This is a genomic window from Kitasatospora sp. NPDC093806, from assembly GCF_040683335.1.
GTDB lineage: Bacteria > Actinomycetota > Actinomycetes > Streptomycetales > Streptomycetaceae > Kitasatospora.
In genome coordinates this window covers 14,805-30,761 of record NZ_JBFBDO010000031.1, presented here as the reverse complement: position 1 = coordinate 30,761, position 15,957 = coordinate 14,805, and the positions used below count along the sequence as shown (strand labels likewise).

The following is a 15,957-nucleotide window of genomic DNA, read 5'->3' as shown; positions in this document are numbered from 1 at the left end:
CCGCCTGCTCAGACGGTGACAGCGTCGCTTCCGGTGCCCGGAACCGTGCCCGGGTTACCCGGAACCGTGCCCGGGTCGGCGGTGCGCCGGGCGAGGTCGTCGACGACGTCGGTCAGCGCGCGGCGGTGGGCGAATGCCGCCCGCTGCCGGTCGGCACCGGTTCCGTCGCCGAGGCGTTCGTGGAGGAGCAGGCGGGCGAGTGCCAGGTCGCCGGATCCGGCCAGGGCGGGCGTGGCCAGGTCCATGAGGTCGGCGACGAGTCGTGGCATCGGCTGTCGGCGTCCGGTGGAGGGGTGGGTGCCGACGCCCGCGAGACCGCCGAGCGCGGCCTGCCGGTGGGCTTCGCGCAGGACGACGGTGGGCATCCGCGGCGGCGGCTCGCCGTCCCGGTGCGCGGACAGGAAGGTGTGGGCGAGGGCGCGGAGCAGGACGGCGAGCAGGAGAGGGGTCCGCACATCGGCGTTGGTGTCGGCGACCCGCACTTCCAGCGTGGGCAGGTGTTCGGAGGGCCGGGCGTACCAGTACAGCATCTTCCGGTCGAGGATCGCGCGCCGGTCGAGCAGCCGGTTCACCGTCCGCTCGTAGCCGTCCGGATCGACCGTGGGCGCGGGCCCGCAGGTGGGCCAGGCCAGGTAGCGGCCGGCGCGTTCGCTCGCCGCGCCGTGGTAGCGGCCTTCGCAGAAGGGCGAGTTGACGCAGAGCGCCTGCAGGACGGGCAGCCAGGGCCGCAGGTGCGCGCTGATCGCCAGGGCGTCGGCGCGGTCGAGGTCGCCGAGGTGGACGTGGCAGCCGCAGATCTCGCCGCCCCGTTGGTCGGCGGCCCCGTTCAGATGGGCGGCGACGCGCCGGTGGCGGTCACTGGGCGTGACCGGCAGCGGATGGCTGCTGGGCAGCACCGGGGTCCCGGTGGCCACCAGGCGGCACCCGGTGTTCTCGCCCGCCGCCACCATGGCCCGGCGAGCGGCGACCAGTTCCGCGTACAGCCCCGCCGCACTCGTGACTGGCCGGGTGCACGCCTCGACCTGGGTGGCCAGGATCTCGTGCTGGGCCCGCTCACCGAGCGTCCGGGCGGCGTCCGGCACCACCAGGTGCGCGCGGCGAGGTGACCCGCGTGGCCGGGTCGACCAGCAGGAACTCCTCCTCCACACCGAACTTGAGCACGCCGTCCGCGGACCCCACCGGCTGGGCCGCGCCGCGTACGGAGCAGTTGCGTGTCATGAAGCTGCACTCCCGGGACGGAACCTACCGCCCGGCGGATGTCCCGTACCGCCGAAGGGAAACCGCGGCATGTCCACCGTCCGGGCGGAGCCCTGACGGCCCGCGCGCCGGTCGGGCTGGGGCACCGGTGGCGGGCCCGGGTCCGGGAGGGGACCGGGGTCCGGGAACGGCGGAATGGGCGGGGGAGCCGGGTGCGGCTCCTCGCCTGGGCGGGGTGCGGGGTTGGGGTGGGGCGGGGGGGATCGGCGTGGTGTCCGGATCGGGGGGCGTCGGGATCGTCATCGTGGCACCTCCGTGGCATGGGGGGCATGGGGGTCTACCGGCCCGCGCCTACCCGGAGAAAGCGCGACGAATCGGTCGGGCCTCGGGGCGTTTCCGGGCGGCGGTGCGCGGGCTTCGGCCGCGGACGGTGCCGGCGCTCGCCCTGCTGTCGCCGGGCCTGCTCGTGGTCGGCCTGCGGGCGTCCGCCGCACCCGTGCTGGGGGCGTTCGCGGCGTGCTGGGCCCTGGCGCTCGTGCTCGCGTTCGCGGTGCTCTGCGCCTGCTTCGATGGCCGGGGGCTCGGACGGTGAGGGCGCCAGCGCGCCCGTCTGCCCCGGAACGGCGTTTGACCCGCGGCCGTCCGGGGGGGCGAAGGGCGGGCCCGGTGACGACCGGGCCCGCCCTTCGGGTTCAGCTGCCCATCCGTCCGCCCTGGGCACCGGCGGTGCGTGGTGCTGTGCGGCCGGGCTCGAAGGGCGCCGTGTCAGTCGCCGAGGCCGCCCGCGAAGGGGGTGGTCTGCCAGTGGTCCACGGCCGGCCTGAGGAGGTCCGTCAGCTCGGGCAGCTGCGGGGCGAGCGCGAGGGCGGTGACGGCCCGCAGCATGCCCAGGGCGTTGGCGAAGCGCAGGACCTCCTCGTCGAGCGGCCTGGTGCCGTTGCGCCGGGCGCCGCGGTCGTAGGCGGAGGTGTGCTCGGGTCCCAGCGCGGCCAGGTCCCACTCGACGGGCCCCAGCGTGACCAGTTCGAAGTCGGCGTGGAGGTCGCCGTCCACCCCGGAGAAGACGTTCACCGGCGGGCAGTCGCCGTGGATGGGCTGGAGGTCGATGCCCGGGAAGCGGGCCTCGAAGGCGCTGCGCGAGCGGACGAGGGGTTCGAGGACCTGCCACTCGCGGCGGGCACGGTCGAGCTCGGCCGCGCCGATCAGGCCGGGGTCCCGGCCGAGCCGGGTGAGGCTTTCGGTGATGAACCGCGGCTCGACGGCGGACATGAACTCCAGGCGGCCCGGGTAGCCGCGCATGGCCCCGTGCAGCCCGGCGACGCTCTCGGCGTTCGCCACGTAGTCGGGTGCCTTGCCGTGGTCCTCCGCGACGAACGGCCAGAACGTCATCGAGAACCCGTCCCGCCGCACGGGTTCCCGCGGCACGAGCGCGCTCGGCGCGATCACGGGGACCCCCTGGTCGGCGAGCCACCGCGTGACGTCCAGCTCGTCCTGCTGGCGGCGCGCGAGCGGGGCCAGGTCGTCGGGGAACGGCAGGACGGTGGGGACCCGGGCCACGACGGGCGACGGCGCCAGGTGGACGACGACGGAGAACACGTCGTGCAGCACCCTGGGGTCGGTGACGGTCAGGCCGAGCTCGCGCCCCGCCGCGACGGCCGCCCCGACGGCGGCGGAGGTGCGGGCGGCGCGCTGTTGCGGCGTCAGGAAGGTGGTGGTCATGGCTCCATCGTTTCGGTTGAGCGTGTGGGCGTGCGGGACCGCGACCTCTGGCAAGTGGAGAGGCCGACGGGCGGCAGAAACGGCGGCCATGGCCGCCGCGCGCGGGCTCAGACGAAGAAGAACCAAGTCATGGACGGACGATAACAAAGGGGACGGTGCCGCCTCGAACCATTTACGAGGACGGTGTGGATCCTCGGTTCGTTTCCGACGGTGGTGTTCCGACGAGGCGGCGGACCAGGCGGACCATCGAGGCGCGTTCGTCCTCCGGGGTGGTGGGGCCGCCGAAGACCATGCGGACGGCCTGCGGGGCGCTGAACCACCAGGCGCCGAGGGCGAGCACCGCGTAGAAGAGGTCGTCCGGGTCGAGGGCGGGGTCGAGGTGGCCCCTGGCCTGGGCCTCGGCGAGGGCGGCGACCCGTGAGCGGTAGGTGGCGGTTCGTTCGGCTTCGCGCAGGGCGGGGCCGCCGCGGTCCCGGAGGCCCTCCCAGTGCAGGAGGCGGATGAACTGCGGGTGGGAGCGGTGGTAGTCGTACAGCTTCCCGGCGTACTCGCCCAGGTCGGCGGCCTGGTCGGCGGTCAGCGGGATGGCGGCGGCGATCCGCTCCAACTCCGCTTCCAGGACGTGGCCGAAGAGCTTCTCCTTGTTCCCGAAGTACTGGTAGATCCGCTCCTTGTTGATCCCGGCGCGGCTGCCGACGCGGTCGACCCGCGCGCCTTCGAAACCGTGCTCGGCGAACTCCTCGACGGCGGCGTCGAGCAGGGCTTGGCGGGTGCGTGCGGTGTCCCAGGGCATGGGTCGATGGTACACCGATTCCAACCAGTCGTTTGGATTTGCGCCGGCTCCGTGCCTATAGTTCCAACCATCCGTTTGGAGTTTTCGCGGTCGACAAGCCGACAAGGAGTTCTTCGCCATGTCCCACCACGCGCCCTCGGGCCCGCCCCCCAAGCACCACATGGCGCTCATGATCTGGACGGCGGTCTTCCCGAGCCTGACCGTGCTGGAGTTCCTGCTCCACCCGTGGCTCGCCGGCCTGCCGATGGTCCTGCAGACCCTGGTCCTGAGCGCGCTCGTGGTGCCGGTCGTCGTCTGGGTCCTGATGCCGCGGCTCCAGCGCGTGCGCGGCCGGCTGCTCCTCCGCCTCGCGCGCGACTGAACCGGCGGGCCGACGGCGGCAGGCGGCGGCGATCAGGATGTCCGATCCTGGAGCTGCCGCCCCGGACACCGGCAGGACCCGGACACCGGACATCGGACCCTGGACGAGGAGCCGAGATGACAACCCCGCGCCCCGCCCCGAAGCACTGCCTGGTGACCGGCGCGACCGGCTACATCGGCGGCCGGCTGGTGCCCGGACTGCTCGCCCGTGGGTACTCCGTACGCTGCCTGGTGCGCAACCCCAGCCGGCTGCGGGACCACCCCTGGCGGGCCGAGGTCGACGTCGCGACCGGCGACATCACCCGGCCCGAGACCCTGGCGGGGGCCTTCGACGGCATCGACGTCGCCTACTACCTCGTCCACTCCCTCGGCACCGGACCGGCCTTCGAAGCCACCGACCGGGACGCCGCCCGCGCGTTCGGGGCCGCCGCCGAGGCCGCCGGCGTCACCCGGATGATCTACCTCGGCGGCCTCGTCCCCGCCGGTGTGCCCGACGCGGACCTCTCACCCCATCTGCGCTCCCGCGCCGAGGTCGGCCGCATCCTGCGCGACAGCGGGGTGCCGACCGCCGAACTGCGCGCCGCCGTGATCATCGGCTCGGGCAGCGCCTCCTTCGAGATGCTCCGCCACCTCACCGAACGCCTCCCGGCGATGGTCACCCCGCGCTGGGTGTCGACCCGGATCCAGCCGATCGCCGTCCGCGACGTCCTGCGCTACCTCGCCGAGGCCGCCGAACTGCCGCCCGAGGTGAACCGCACCTTCGACATCGGCGGCCCCGACATCCTCACCTACCAGGAGATGATGCAGCGCTACGCCCGCCTGGCCGGACTGCGCCGGCGCCTCATCGTCCCCGTGCCCGTCCTCACCCCGCGCCTCTCCAGCCACTGGGTCGGGCTGGTGACCCCGGTGCCGAACTCCATCGCCCGCCCGCTGGTCGAGTCGCTGCGCCACGAAGTCGTCTGCGGCGAACACGACATCGCCGCCTGGGTGCCCGACCCGCCGCAGGGGCTCACCGGCTTCGAGCAGGCCGTCACCCTCGCCCTGCGCCGCATCAAGGACGCCGAGGTCGCCACCCGCTGGTCCTCCGCCTCCTTGCCCGGTGCCCCGAGCGACCCGCTGCCGACCGACCCCGACTGGGCCGGCGGCAGCCTCTACCAGGACGTCCGGGAACGCACCGTGACCGCCCCGCCCGCCGCCGTCTGGCGCGTCATCGAAGGCATCGGCGGCGACAACGGCTGGTACTCCTTCCCCCTCGCCTGGGCCCTGCGCGGCTGGCTCGACCGCGCGGTCGGCGGCGTCGGCCTCCGCCGGGGACGCCGCGACCCCCACCGGCTGCGGGTCGGGGACTCCCTCGACTTCTGGCGCGTCGAGGAGGTCGAACCCGGCCGGCTGCTCCGCCTGCGCGCCGAGATGCGCCTGCCCGGCCTCGCCTGGCTCGAACTCTCCGTCACCCCGGACGGCGACCACGGCGCGCGCTACCGCCAGCGCGCCCTGTTCCACCCCCACGGCCTGGCCGGCCACACCTACTGGTGGGCCGTCGCCCCCTTCCACACCGCGGTCTTCGGCGGCATGGCCCGCAACATCACCGAACGCGCCCGCCACGCCGATTGACCGGCCCGACCGGCGGGCAGGCGATCGGCCACCGGCCCGCCGGCCACCGCGGAACGGGTGATGCCCCACCCGACGGCGGGTGGGGCATCAGCGGGCGCGGCCACCCGGTGGGAGTGGGGCCCGGACCCCCGGCCCGGCCGGACGGGGCCGGGGCGGGGGTGGGGTGGGGGTGTGGTCAGGCCGTCGGGGGGATGGCGGGCTGGGACTGGGTGGCGCAGTGGATGCCGCCGCCGCCGGTGGCGATGGCGTCGATGTTCACTTGGACGACGGTGCGGCCCGGGTATTCGGCGGCCAGGATGGCGCGGGCCGCCTCGTCGGCGGCGGGGTCGCCGAACTGGGGGACGATGACGGCGCCGTTGACGGTGTAGTGGTTGGTGTAGCTCGACAGGAACGAGGAGCCGGTGCCGGAGACCGGGCCGCGGATCTTCGTGTGCTCCGGGCCGGGCAGCTCGATGATGGTCAGGGCGCGGCCGCGGGCGTCGGTGGCGTTCTGCAGGACCTGCTTGGCCTGCCGGTGGACCTCCATCCACAGCGGCGCCGAGCCCGGGCCGGGCTTGTCGAGGATGACGCGGCCGGGCGCGCTGAAGCGGGCGACGCAGTCGATGTGGCTGTCCGTGATGTCCTGGCCGGCCAGGCCGGCCACCCAGATGACCTTCTCCATGCCGAGGGAGGACTTGAGTCGCTGTTCGAGCTCGTCCTGGGTCACGCCGGGGTTGCGGTTCGGGTTGACCAGTGAGCTGACGGTGGCGAGCAGCGTGCCCTGACCGTCGGTCTCCAGCGAGCCCCCTTCGCCCACGAACGGGGCCTGGACGTGGTTGACGCCGTAGCGGCCGAGGAGCGCGGCGGCGACCTTCGCGTCGTTGGCGTAGGGCTGGTAGAAGCTGGTGCCGGTCTTGCCCCAGCCGTTGAAGTTGGTGTCCAGGCCGGCGATGGCGCCCGGGGCGACCAGGAAGGTCGGGCCGAAGTCGCGGATCCACAGGTCGTCGGTGGGGACCTGGAGGAGCGTGATGCCGCGCGAGGAGGGGAGGCCGGTGGTGTCGAGGAGCGGGGCGGCGGCGGCCACCGAGTCGGGGTTGATCACCAGCACGACGGGCTCGTAGCGGGAGATCTGCTTGGCGAGGTTGGCGATGTCCCGGCGGACGGCGGGGAGGTCGCCGCGCCAGGCGGTGGACTCGGGCCAGGCCATGAAGGTGCGGGTGTGCGGGTCGGTCTCGGCCGGCATCCGCAGGGGCGACGCGGCGGCGGGGCCGGCGTCGGCGGCGCGGGCGATCGCGGGGAGGCCGGCGGTGAGGGCGGCCAGGGGGACGGCGGCGGCGCCGAATCGGAGCAGGCCGCGTCTGGAGATCGTGGACATGGTCCCACACCCTGACATCAACTGAAATTTCAGTCAATCCAGGCCTCGAAGTTCCCGCAGTTCTTGTCGGATGTATTGACTGACTTTTAAGTCAGTTCCTATGGTGGCGCAGCCCCGCCGGGTCCTGATCGGCCGGGGCCACCGAGAGGAGAGCTACATGGGGGCATCCGCCACCGGCATCGAACAACACTCGATCGACTGGGTGCCGCTGGAGGAACGGCATGGCGAACCGTCGAGCGTCGGCGCCATCTGGTTCGTCGGCAGTCTGAACCTCACCGGTCTGGCGACCGGTGTGGTGACCCTCTCGATGGGGGCCACATTGGTGTGGACGGTGGTCGCCACCGTCCTCGGCTCGCTCTTCGGCACCTTCTTCATGGCGTTCCACTCGGCCCAGGGCCCCCAACTGGGCCTGCCTCAACTGGTGCAGTCACGGCCGCAGTTCGGCTATCTGGGGGCCGCGCTCACGGTGTGGGTGTTCGCCCTGGTCAACTACGTCGCCTTCAACACCTCCGACGCGCTGCTGTCCGGTCAGGCGATGAACACGCTCACCGGGATGCCGCGCGAGGCCGGCTACCTGCTGGCCGCGCTGGTCGCGGCCGTGATCGCCCTGTTCGGCTACGAGTGGATCCACCGGCTGAACCGCTGGCTCACCTGGCCCTTCATCGTGGTCACGGTGGCGGTGACCGCGGTGGCGCTGTTCGGCGGCGGGCTGCCGCCGGGCATCTGGGAGCCGGGGCCGTTCGAACTCGCCCCGTTCATGCTGGTGTTCGTCTTCGTCGCCGGGTTCCAGCTCGGCTGGGCGCCGTACGTGTCGGACTACTCGCGCTACCTCAGACCGGACGTCCCCGTCCGCAGCACCTTCTGGTGGACGTACCTGCCCAGCGCGGTCGCCGGGCTGTGGGTGTTCATCCTCGGCGCGGTGGTCTCGGCCGCCGCCCCGGCCGGCACCGACCCGGTGACCGCGCTGAAGCTCGCCGCCGACCGGCTGTTCGACGGCTTCGGCACCATCGCGGTGGTGGTGCTGCTGGTCGGGCTGCTGTCCATCATGGCGATCAACCAGTACGGCGGCAGCCTCACCATGATCTCGATCGTCGACTCGTTCCGGCCGGTCCAGCCGACCCGGGCGATCCGGGTCACGACGATCGGGATCATGCTGGTGGCCGTCGGCGCGATCTCCGCCTTGGTCGGCATCGACCGCTTCAACTGGTTCTTCGCCAACGTGGTGGTCGCGCTGACCTACCTGTTCATCCCCTGGACGGCGATCAACCTGGTGGACTTCTTCTTCGTCCGGCGCGGTCAGTACGTCGTGAAGGAGATCTTCAACCCGAACGGCATCTACGGCCGCTGGGGCTGGCGCGGCAATCTCGCCTACCTGATCGGGCTGGCCTGCATGGCCCCGTTCATGGTGATCACCGGTCTCTACGTCGGACCCGCCGCGGAGTACCTCGGCGGCGTCGACTACTCGATCCTCGTCGGCCTGCCGGTGGCCGGCGTCCTCTACAAGGTCTTCGCGCGCGGTCTCGACCTGGAGACCGAGCGGCGACTGGTCCGGGAGGAGGGGCTGCTGGCACCGCTGCACTGAGTCCACCGAATCCACGGACGTCCACCGAGTCCTGTACCTCCCCGTAGATCACCCCACGTAGATCACCCCCACACGAAGGAGCAGTACGTGAACACCGAACACCTGAACCCGGAGCACCCGAACGCCGCCACGAACGACGCGGCCACCCCCGGCATCGGCCGCCGCGCCCTGCTGGGCCGCGTCGGCGCGGCCGCGGCCGCCCTGGCGATCGGCCCGGTCCTCGGCAGCGGCCTGGCGAAGGCGGCCACCGGCTCGGCCGAAGCCGCGTCCTGGCGGGTCCCCGGCGAGGACGAGACGCACCAGCGGACCTGGATGGCCTGGCCGTCGAGCTACACGATCTGGGGCAACGTGCTGCCCAAGATCCAGGCCGACATCGCCAAGCTCGCCAAGGAGGTCGCCAAGTACGAGCCGGTCGTGATGTGCGCGGACGGCTCGTCGGCCGCCTCGCAGGCCCGGAGCATGTGCGGGTCCAGCGTCTCGGTGCTCAGCTCGATCCCGGTCTCGGACTGCTGGATGCGCGACACCGGCCCGCTGTTCCGGACGGACGGCCTCGGCGGCATGGACGCCCTGGGCCTGAACTTCAACGCCTGGGGCGAGAACGCCACCACCTTCTACGGCCTCCCCGCCTCCGCGTACGACAAGGACCGGGTGGTCGCCTCGAAGATCGCGGCCTACCAGGGCCTGTCGCTCACCAAGGCGTCGGTGGTCGGCGAGGGCGGCGGCGTCGAGTACGACGGCGACGGCACCCTGATGGCGACCGAGAGCTGCTGGGTGAACTCCAACCGCAACCCCGGCAAGACCAAGGCCCAGATCGAGGCGGAGCTGCTCGCCCGGTTCGGCGCCACCAAGATGATCTGGCTGCCCGGGGTCAAGGGGCAGGACGTGACCGACGGCCACATCGACGGGACCGCCCGCTACATCACCCCCGGTGTGGTGATGGTCCAGCTGGCCGGCGCCGTCCGCCCGGACGTCTGGACCGCCAACGCCCAGGCGATCTACAACGTGCTGGCCAACGCGACCGACGCCAAGGGCCGCCGGCTCCAGGTCCTCACCATCGAGGGCCCGGACAGCCTGCCCCGGATCTCGCCCGGACGCCGGGCCGAGTTCCTGAGCTCGTACATGAACTGGACGGTCACCAACCAGGCGGTGATCACCACCCAGTTCGGCGACACCGCCAAGGACGCGGCGGCCAAGTCGGCCATCAGCGCCGCCTTCGGCCGGCCCGTCGTCCAGCTCAACCTCGACAACCTCTACGGCAACGGCGGCGGCGGCGCTCACTGCGTCACCATGCAGGAGCCCGTGCGCTGATCAGCCTGTGCGCTGATCAGCCCGTCGTCGCCCCCGGCCCGCGTGGCCGGGGGCGGCGACGCCCTACCCCCTACCGGCCGACGCTGTCGAACAGCAGCCGCGCGGCCACCGTCGTCCCGTCGGTGCGGATCGTGCCGGCCACGGCGGTGGCGCGTGCGCGGGCCGCGGGCGTCAGGGCCGTCCCGAGCGCGGCCGACAGGGAGTCGACGGTCGGGTCGGCGGCGTCGTCGTGCGCCGCGCCGATCGCCAGCCCGGCCACCCGGCCGGCCCAGTACGGCTGGTCCGCGCCCCGGGGCACCACCACCTGGGGCACCCCGGCCCGGGTGGCGGTCGTCGTGGTGCCCGCGCTGCCGTGGTGGACGACGGCGGCCACCCGGGCGAACAGCGCCTGCTGGTTGACCTCGCCGACGAGGAAGCAGTCGTCCCGGTCGTCGATCAGGTCCAGCTCGCTCCAGCCGCGGGAGACGACCACGCGGCGGCCCCGCGCGCGGACCGCCTCGATCGCCGCCCGGGCGAAGCCCGCCGGGGCGGGCATGCTGCCGAAGCCCACGTACACCGGCGGCGCGCCGGCCTCCAGGAAGTCCACCAGCTCCGCCGGGAGCGGGCGCTCGTCGGGCCGCAGCCACGCGCCGGTCTGGACGGCGGCGACGTCCGCCGGCGTCAGCCACGGGTCCAGCACCGGGTCGCTCGCCAGCCACGGCCGCTCGGTGAAGGCGTAGTCGCGGACGCTGTCCACCGGCGGCAGGCCGAACGCCGCCCGTTGGGTGTTGAGTTCCGCGCCGAACATCGAGTGCGCGATCTCCGCGTCCGAGGCCCACAGCGCCCGGTTGTCGATCGCGCCGTCCGGCAGCGGCTGACCCCGCCGGGCGGGCGGGCGGCGGTGCGGCGACGGCAGCAGGACCTGCTGGTGGCTCGCGTGGACGTAGTGCACGCCGAGCTTGTCGGCCACCGAGCGCGCGCCTGCGGTGGCCGGCAGCGGACCGGTCGCCACCAGCACGTCGCACCCCTCGGCCGCCGCGGCGACCGTCTCGAACTGGGCGGCCATCAGATCGGCCACCCGCCGGGCCAGCCCGGCCGCCGACCCCGGCGTCACCGAGGTCACCAGCGGACGCACCGGGTCGCCGGCCGGCACCGACTCGACCCCGGCCCGGGCCAGCAGCTCGGCGAACTCCTCGTCCGGCGGCGCGCACACCCGCACCTGCGCGCCGAGTTCCCGCAACCGCACCGCGAGCCCCACGATCGGCTCGACGCTCCCGCGCGACCCGTACGTCGAGAACAGCACTCGCATCTGGTGATTCCCCATTTCGCAGCTTCCGCTCCGGGCCGCGTTCCGGCCCAGGTCGGCGATTCTGCTGCACGACAGGGGCCTTGCCGCAAGGCCCCCGGTCGGCTATACCTTGAGAGTGCCGAGGAGTGGGTGCTTCCTCCTCGCGCCGCTTCCCGCCGGATACGGACCGCTTCACGCGGCCACGGCGAGGCCCCCACTCCACGAGGTCCGGCCGCCTGCTGCCGAACGACGCCGGGCGGCCCCCTCCCGGGAGAACGGGAAGGGGTCGCCCGGCGAAGGGTCAGGCCGCAGGGCCGGACGGGGTGTTCAGCAGTTCGGCCAGCACCTTGGGCAGCTCGTCGGCGGAGCCGGCGGTCTGCGCGCGCCAGGCCACGTGCCCGTCCGGACGGACCAGCACGCCGCCGTCCGCCTCGACCTCGCGCAGCCGCTCCCACGCCCCGTACGGGTCGCGCAGGCCCTCGGCGGCGCCGATCGTGCGGACCGTCACCGGGACGCCGGTGAGCCGGGCCGCCTCGCGGGCGGCGTCGTGCCAGCGCTCGCCGCCGCGGCCGGTCAGCAGGACGAACCGGCCCCGGCCGACCACGTCCAGGGTGGAGCGGCGCCGGCCGCCGTCCTCCAGCCAGGCGTGCGGCAGCCGGGCGCCCGGCCAGGTGGTCGGCTGGTAGTACAGCTCCCGGTCCCGCTCGTCGACCGGCTCGGGCGTGCCGTCGTCGACCCGGGCGCCGCCGCGGTAGCGGTAGCCGATCTCGACGCCGTGCGCGTTCACCTGGTAGTTGATCCGGTCGGTCGCGGCGGCCAACGCGGCGCGCCGGGCGGCGGCCTCCTCGGTGTCGTCGGCCAGGCCGCGCAGCAGGCTCCACTGCTCGTCGGCGCTCTGCCCGGCGGTGAAGCCGAGCGCCGCCGGGATGCCGAGGAAGTCCAGCATGCTGCGGACCGCGCGGTCGACGATCTGCCCGCCGACCGGCAGCCGCTCCGCCTGGTAGCTGTCCAGCAGGGCCGGGGAGGCCGTGCCGTCCAGCACCAGCTTCAGCTTCCAGGCGAGGTTGAACGAGTCCGCGACCGCCGAGTTCAGCCCGAGGCCGTTGGTCGGCGGCATCTGGTGCACCGCGTCGCCGACGCAGAACACCCGGCCGTCGGAGTAGCGCGGGGCGACCACCGCGTTGACCTCCCACGGCGACACGCTCTTGATCCGGACGTCGACGGACGGGTCGCCGATGCTCTCCCGGATGTGCGCGAGGATCTCCTCGTGGTCGTCGCGGTCGAACTCCCCGCCGTGGTCGAGGAAACGCAGGTAGACCCACTCGTTCCAGGGGCGGATGCTGACGAACACCCGGCCGTCCTCCGGCGGGTTGCCGGGCACGGCGCCCATGTAGAGGATCGCCGGACGGTCCTCGCAGTACTTCGACAGGTCCGCCTCGAACCAGACCGAGGCGACCTTCGCCAGCCCGGTCGCGCCCTCCACGGTGAGCCCGGCCTGCTCCAGCACCCGGCTCTTGGCGCCGTCGGCGCCGATCACGTAGTCCGCGCGCACGGTGTACTCCAGGCCGGACTGCCGGTCGGCGATCACCGCCGTGACCCCGTCCTCGTCCTGCTCCAGGCTCAGGAACTCCTGCCCGAAGCGGAGTTCGCCGACCCCGGCCGCCCGGACCTGCTCGACCAGCAGCGGCTCCAGCAGGTGCTGCGCCAGGTTGCACATCGTGCTCGGGCTGGCCGCCAGGTAGTCGCCGATCCGCTCCGGGCCGTTGCCGTACGCGTCCAGCCGGCTCACCTCGGGGCCGGCGAAGGTCGACATGAAGACGTGGTTGGCCAGCAGCCGGCTCGGGGTGGCCTCGGCCAGCACCGCGTCCTCGACCCCGAGGTCGCGCAGGATCTCACCGGTGCGCTGGTTCAGCAGGTGGGCCCGCGGGGTGTGGGCGGTACCCGGGTACTTGCCGACCACCAGGTGCGCGACGCCGTAGCGGGAGAGCGCCAGCGAGGCGGTGAGGCCGGCCGGGCCGGCTCCGACGATCAGTACCGGAACCCGGACGTCGGGGGTGGTGGTGGTCTTGGTCACTGTGCAGCCTTCCGTGCATAGCCGGCGTAGATCACCGACGTGTCCTTGTGAATGCCGAGCTGGAACTGACGCCCCAGCTCGCCGTACGTGATCTCGCCCCGGGCGCGGCGGCGCATCGCCTTCAGCAGCTCCAACTGCGGCCGGGTGGAGGCGAATCCGACGAGATCCTGATTGGCCAGGCCGTGCTTGCGGAACACCGCGTGCAGCTCGGCCGGCTTGATGAAGCTCTTCCAGTCGTGCAGGTCCTTGGGCGCGAAACTGACGGACTTCCAGTCCTGCGCCATCTTGATCATCGCCAGCTTGGACCGGAACGTCCGGTTGATGGTGTCGTAGAGGTAGTGGCCGCCCGGCTTGAGCACCCGCACGGCCTCGCCGACCGCCTGGTCCACCGAGCCGACGTGCTCCAGCGTGTCGCAGCAGTAGACGAGGTCGAACTCGCCGTCCTCGAAGGGCAGTTTCTCGGCGATGCCCTGCCGGTAGGTGATGTCCAGACCGTTCTGCCGGGCGTGCTCGCCGGCCGCCTCCAGCGACGGGCCCGACGGGTCCAGCCCGGTGACCCGGCAGCCGGCCCCGGCGAAGAGCTCGGCCAGCAGACCGCCGCCGCAGCCCACGTCGAGCACCTTGAGGCCCTTGAGGTCCAGCCGCAGCCGCGTGGTCAGGACCTCCTGGAAGTAGGAGAAGCGGGCCGGCGTGAACGCCTCCAGCGTCGCGAACGGCTGGTCGTCGTGCCACCAGGAATGGGTGTTGTAGACATCGTTGTCGACGGGCATGGTCCGACTCCTCGGGAGAACTGGTCAGGAGAGCTCGGGGGAGCTCGGGGAGCTCAGGAGAGCTTGATGGTCGGGCGGTGCAGATCGAGCCAGACGGCCAGGTCGAGGACCCGCTCGAAGGCCTCCCGCTCGTCCCGGTCGACGGCCTCGGGCCGGGCGCCCGCCGCCGCCACGAGCGCGGCCCGGTCGAAGAACTCCACCGCCTGGTGGTCGCCCGACAGCAGGTCGCCGACCTGGCGCTGCAACTCCCCGACGTAGGCGAGCTGCTGGGTGTGCGGGTAGAGCGCCTTCTGCCGCTCCACCACCGAACCGGGCAGCAGGTCGCGCACCGCGGCGCGCAGCAGGCTCTTCTCCCGGCCGTCGAAGGTCTTCATCGCCCACGGGGTGTTGTAGACGTACTCCACCAGCCGGTGGTCGCAGAACGGCACCCGCACCTCCAGGCCCACCGCCATGCTCATCCGGTCCTTGCGGTCCAGCAGCAGGCCCAGCAGGCTGGTCAGGTGCACGTGGCAGAACTCGCGCATCCGCCGCTCGTGCGCGTCCTCGCCCTCCACCACCGGGATCCCGGCCACCGAGTCCTGCCAGCGCTGCCCCCAGTAGCCGGGGACGTCGAGGGTGCGCAGCAGCAGCTCGGAGTCGATCAGCTTGGTCGGGTGCTTGCGCGGGCCGAGCCCGGAGGCGGTCACCCACGGGAACATCGGGACCTGCTGCACCGCCGGCAGGTGGAACCACGGGTAGCCGCCGAAGATCTCGTCGGCCGACTCCCCGGACAGGGCGACCGTCGAGTGCTCCCGGATCGCCTTGAACAGCAGGTACAGCGAGTTGTCCGCCTCGCCGAAGCCGAACGGCAGGTCGCGGGCGGTCACGGTGGCCAGGCGCACCGCGGGGTCGGCCAGCGCCTGGTGGTCGAGCCGGATGTCGTGGTGCTCGGTGCCGACGTGCTCGACCACCGCGCGGGCGAACGGCGCGTCCTGCGAGCCGCGCAGCTCGTCGGGGCGGAACGCGTCCGGCTGCTCGAAGTCGACGGTGAAGGTGCGCGCCCGCTCGCCCTGCTCCGCCAGCCGGCGGCCGGCCAGAGCAGTGAGGGCGCTGGAGTCGAGGCCGCCGGAGAGCAGCACGCACTGCGGGACGTCGGCGACCAACTGCCGCGCCACGCTGTCCTCCAGCAGCTCCCGGACGTGCCGGACGGTGGTCTCGGTGTCGTCCCGGTGCTCGGTGACCTCCAGCCGCCAGTACACGTGCTCGCGCAGGCCCGAGCGGTCGAAGGTCACCATGGTGCCCGGCTTGACCTCGTGCATGCCCGCCCAGACGGCGCGGCCGGGGGCCTTGACGAAGCCGAACAGCTCACGGAAACCGTCGGTGTCCACCACCGGCTCCACGGCCGGGTGGGCGAGCAGCGCCTTCGCCTCGGAACCGAACAGCACACCGTCGGCGGTCTGCTGGTAGTAGAGCGGCTTGATGCCCAGCCGGTCGCGCAGCAGGACCAGCTTCTCCACCCGGCCGTCCCAGATGCCCAGCGCGTACATGCCGTTGAGCCGGTCGGCGACGCCCTGCCCCCACTCCAGGTAGCCGCGCAGGACGACCTCGGTGTCGCTGGCGGTGCGGAACTCGTGCCCCCGGCGGCGCAGTTCGTCCCGGAGCTCGGTGAAGTTGTACGCCTCGCCGCTGTAGGTCATGGCGACCGGGCCGTCCGGCGTCTCGGCCACCATCGGCTGGGCGCCGCCCGCCAGGTCGATGATGGCGAGCCGGCGGTGGCCCAGCGCGGCGTGCCGGGACAGCCAGGTGCCGGCGGCGTCCGGACCGCGGCAGGCCATGGTGTCGGTCATCGCGGTCAGGGTGGGGAGTTCACGTTCGAGGTCGTGCTGGAAGGAGATCCAGCCGGCGATCCCGCACATTCGGGTCTTCTTTCGGTCGGGGGCGGG

At 73.0% G+C, this 15,957-nt stretch carries 14 protein-coding genes; 5 read left to right on the top strand and 9 right to left on the bottom strand.

The window, feature by feature from the left end:
- Positions 1 to 8: 8 nt before the first annotated feature.
- A complete protein-coding gene (locus tag AB0N76_RS17530; protein WP_363557997.1) occupies positions 9 to 1,082 on the bottom strand; it encodes a glutamate-cysteine ligase family protein in 1,074 nt (357 codons plus the stop codon).
- The gene (locus AB0N76_RS17525) at positions 1,054 to 1,218 is read right to left on the bottom strand and encodes a hypothetical protein (RefSeq protein WP_363557995.1); all 165 of its coding nucleotides are present in this window, start codon (positions 1,216 to 1,218) and stop codon (positions 1,054 to 1,056) included. Before AB0N76_RS17525 ends, AB0N76_RS17530 begins: the two co-directional genes overlap by 29 nt.
- Positions 1,219 to 1,603: 385 nt before the next feature.
- Between AB0N76_RS17525 and AB0N76_RS17520 the strand changes: the two genes are divergently transcribed.
- Positions 1,604 to 1,789, top strand: a complete 186-nt coding sequence (locus AB0N76_RS17520) for a hypothetical protein (protein ID WP_363557993.1) — start codon at positions 1,604 to 1,606, stop codon at positions 1,787 to 1,789.
- Positions 1,790 to 1,962: 173 nt separating this feature from the next.
- Here AB0N76_RS17520 and AB0N76_RS17515 read toward each other — a convergent pair whose 3' ends face one another.
- Both AB0N76_RS17515 and AB0N76_RS17510 read right to left on the bottom strand, forming a co-directional pair.
- Positions 1,963 to 2,916, bottom strand: a complete 954-nt coding sequence (locus AB0N76_RS17515) for an aminoglycoside phosphotransferase family protein (RefSeq protein WP_363557991.1) — start codon at positions 2,914 to 2,916, stop codon at positions 1,963 to 1,965.
- Positions 2,917 to 3,088: 172 nt separating this feature from the next.
- Positions 3,089 to 3,709, bottom strand: a complete 621-nt coding sequence (locus tag AB0N76_RS17510) for a TetR family transcriptional regulator (protein ID WP_363557989.1) — start codon at positions 3,707 to 3,709, stop codon at positions 3,089 to 3,091.
- Positions 3,710 to 3,827: 118 nt separating this feature from the next.
- Between AB0N76_RS17510 and AB0N76_RS17505 the strand changes: the two genes are divergently transcribed.
- Both AB0N76_RS17505 and AB0N76_RS17500 read left to right on the top strand, forming a co-directional pair.
- Positions 3,828 to 4,070 carry a hypothetical protein gene (locus AB0N76_RS17505; protein WP_363557987.1) on the top strand — a complete coding sequence of 81 codons (243 nt, stop codon included), beginning with the start codon at positions 3,828 to 3,830 and terminating at the stop codon, positions 4,068 to 4,070.
- A gap of 116 nt (positions 4,071 to 4,186) precedes the next feature.
- Entirely contained in the window at positions 4,187 to 5,680 is a 1,494-nt protein-coding gene (locus AB0N76_RS17500; protein ID WP_363557985.1) for an SDR family oxidoreductase, read from the top strand.
- Positions 5,681 to 5,855: 175 nt separating this feature from the next.
- Here the strand turns inward: AB0N76_RS17500 and AB0N76_RS17495 are convergent, their stop codons facing one another.
- Entirely contained in the window at positions 5,856 to 7,034 is a 1,179-nt protein-coding gene (locus AB0N76_RS17495; protein WP_363557983.1) for an agmatine deiminase family protein, read from the bottom strand.
- Between the two features lie 157 nt (positions 7,035 to 7,191).
- Here AB0N76_RS17495 and AB0N76_RS17490 point away from each other — a divergent pair, with 157 nt between their 5' ends.
- Entirely contained in the window at positions 7,192 to 8,616 is a 1,425-nt protein-coding gene (locus tag AB0N76_RS17490; protein ID WP_363557981.1) for a cytosine permease, read from the top strand.
- 87 nt (positions 8,617 to 8,703) lie between these two features.
- Positions 8,704 to 9,924 (top strand): agmatine deiminase family protein, encoded by a 1,221-nt coding sequence (locus tag AB0N76_RS17485; protein WP_363557979.1) that lies wholly within the window; start codon positions 8,704 to 8,706, stop codon positions 9,922 to 9,924.
- 70 nt (positions 9,925 to 9,994) lie between these two features.
- On the opposite strand, the gene AB0N76_RS17480 is transcribed toward AB0N76_RS17485, so the two are convergent.
- The 4 genes from AB0N76_RS17480 to asnB form a co-directional block, all read right to left on the bottom strand.
- Positions 9,995 to 11,212, bottom strand: coding sequence for a glycosyltransferase (locus tag AB0N76_RS17480; protein WP_363557977.1), 1,218 nt, complete (start codon positions 11,210 to 11,212; stop codon positions 9,995 to 9,997).
- A gap of 280 nt (positions 11,213 to 11,492) precedes the next feature.
- Entirely contained in the window at positions 11,493 to 13,265 is a 1,773-nt protein-coding gene (locus tag AB0N76_RS17475; RefSeq protein WP_363557975.1) for an FAD-dependent monooxygenase, read from the bottom strand.
- Entirely contained in the window at positions 13,262 to 14,035 is a 774-nt protein-coding gene (gene ubiG / locus AB0N76_RS17470) for a bifunctional 2-polyprenyl-6-hydroxyphenol methylase/3-demethylubiquinol 3-O-methyltransferase UbiG (RefSeq protein WP_363557973.1), read from the bottom strand. Before ubiG ends, AB0N76_RS17475 begins: the two co-directional genes overlap by 4 nt.
- 53 nt (positions 14,036 to 14,088) lie before the next feature.
- Entirely contained in the window at positions 14,089 to 15,930 is a 1,842-nt protein-coding gene (gene asnB / locus AB0N76_RS17465) for an asparagine synthase (glutamine-hydrolyzing) (protein WP_363557971.1), read from the bottom strand.
- Positions 15,931 to 15,957: the final 27 nt, after the last annotated feature.

Coding starts and splice junctions, on each gene's coding strand:
- AB0N76_RS17525 (WP_363557995.1), bottom strand. CDS start 1,218: ATGACACGCAACTGCTCCGTACGCGGCGCGGCCCAGCCGGTGGGGTCC.
- AB0N76_RS17515 (WP_363557991.1), bottom strand. CDS start 2,916: ATGACCACCACCTTCCTGACGCCGCAACAGCGCGCCGCCCGCACCTCC.
- AB0N76_RS17510 (WP_363557989.1), bottom strand. CDS start 3,709: ATGCCCTGGGACACCGCACGCACCCGCCAAGCCCTGCTCGACGCCGCC.
- AB0N76_RS17505 (WP_363557987.1), top strand. CDS start 3,828: ATGTCCCACCACGCGCCCTCGGGCCCGCCCCCCAAGCACCACATGGCG.
- AB0N76_RS17500 (WP_363557985.1), top strand. CDS start 4,187: ATGACAACCCCGCGCCCCGCCCCGAAGCACTGCCTGGTGACCGGCGCG.
- AB0N76_RS17495 (WP_363557983.1), bottom strand. CDS start 7,034: ATGTCCACGATCTCCAGACGCGGCCTGCTCCGATTCGGCGCCGCCGCC.
- AB0N76_RS17490 (WP_363557981.1), top strand. CDS start 7,192: ATGGGGGCATCCGCCACCGGCATCGAACAACACTCGATCGACTGGGTG.
- AB0N76_RS17480 (WP_363557977.1), bottom strand. CDS start 11,212: ATGCGAGTGCTGTTCTCGACGTACGGGTCGCGCGGGAGCGTCGAGCCG.
- ubiG (WP_363557973.1), bottom strand. CDS start 14,035: ATGCCCGTCGACAACGATGTCTACAACACCCATTCCTGGTGGCACGAC.
- asnB (WP_363557971.1), bottom strand. CDS start 15,930: ATGTGCGGGATCGCCGGCTGGATCTCCTTCCAGCACGACCTCGAACGT.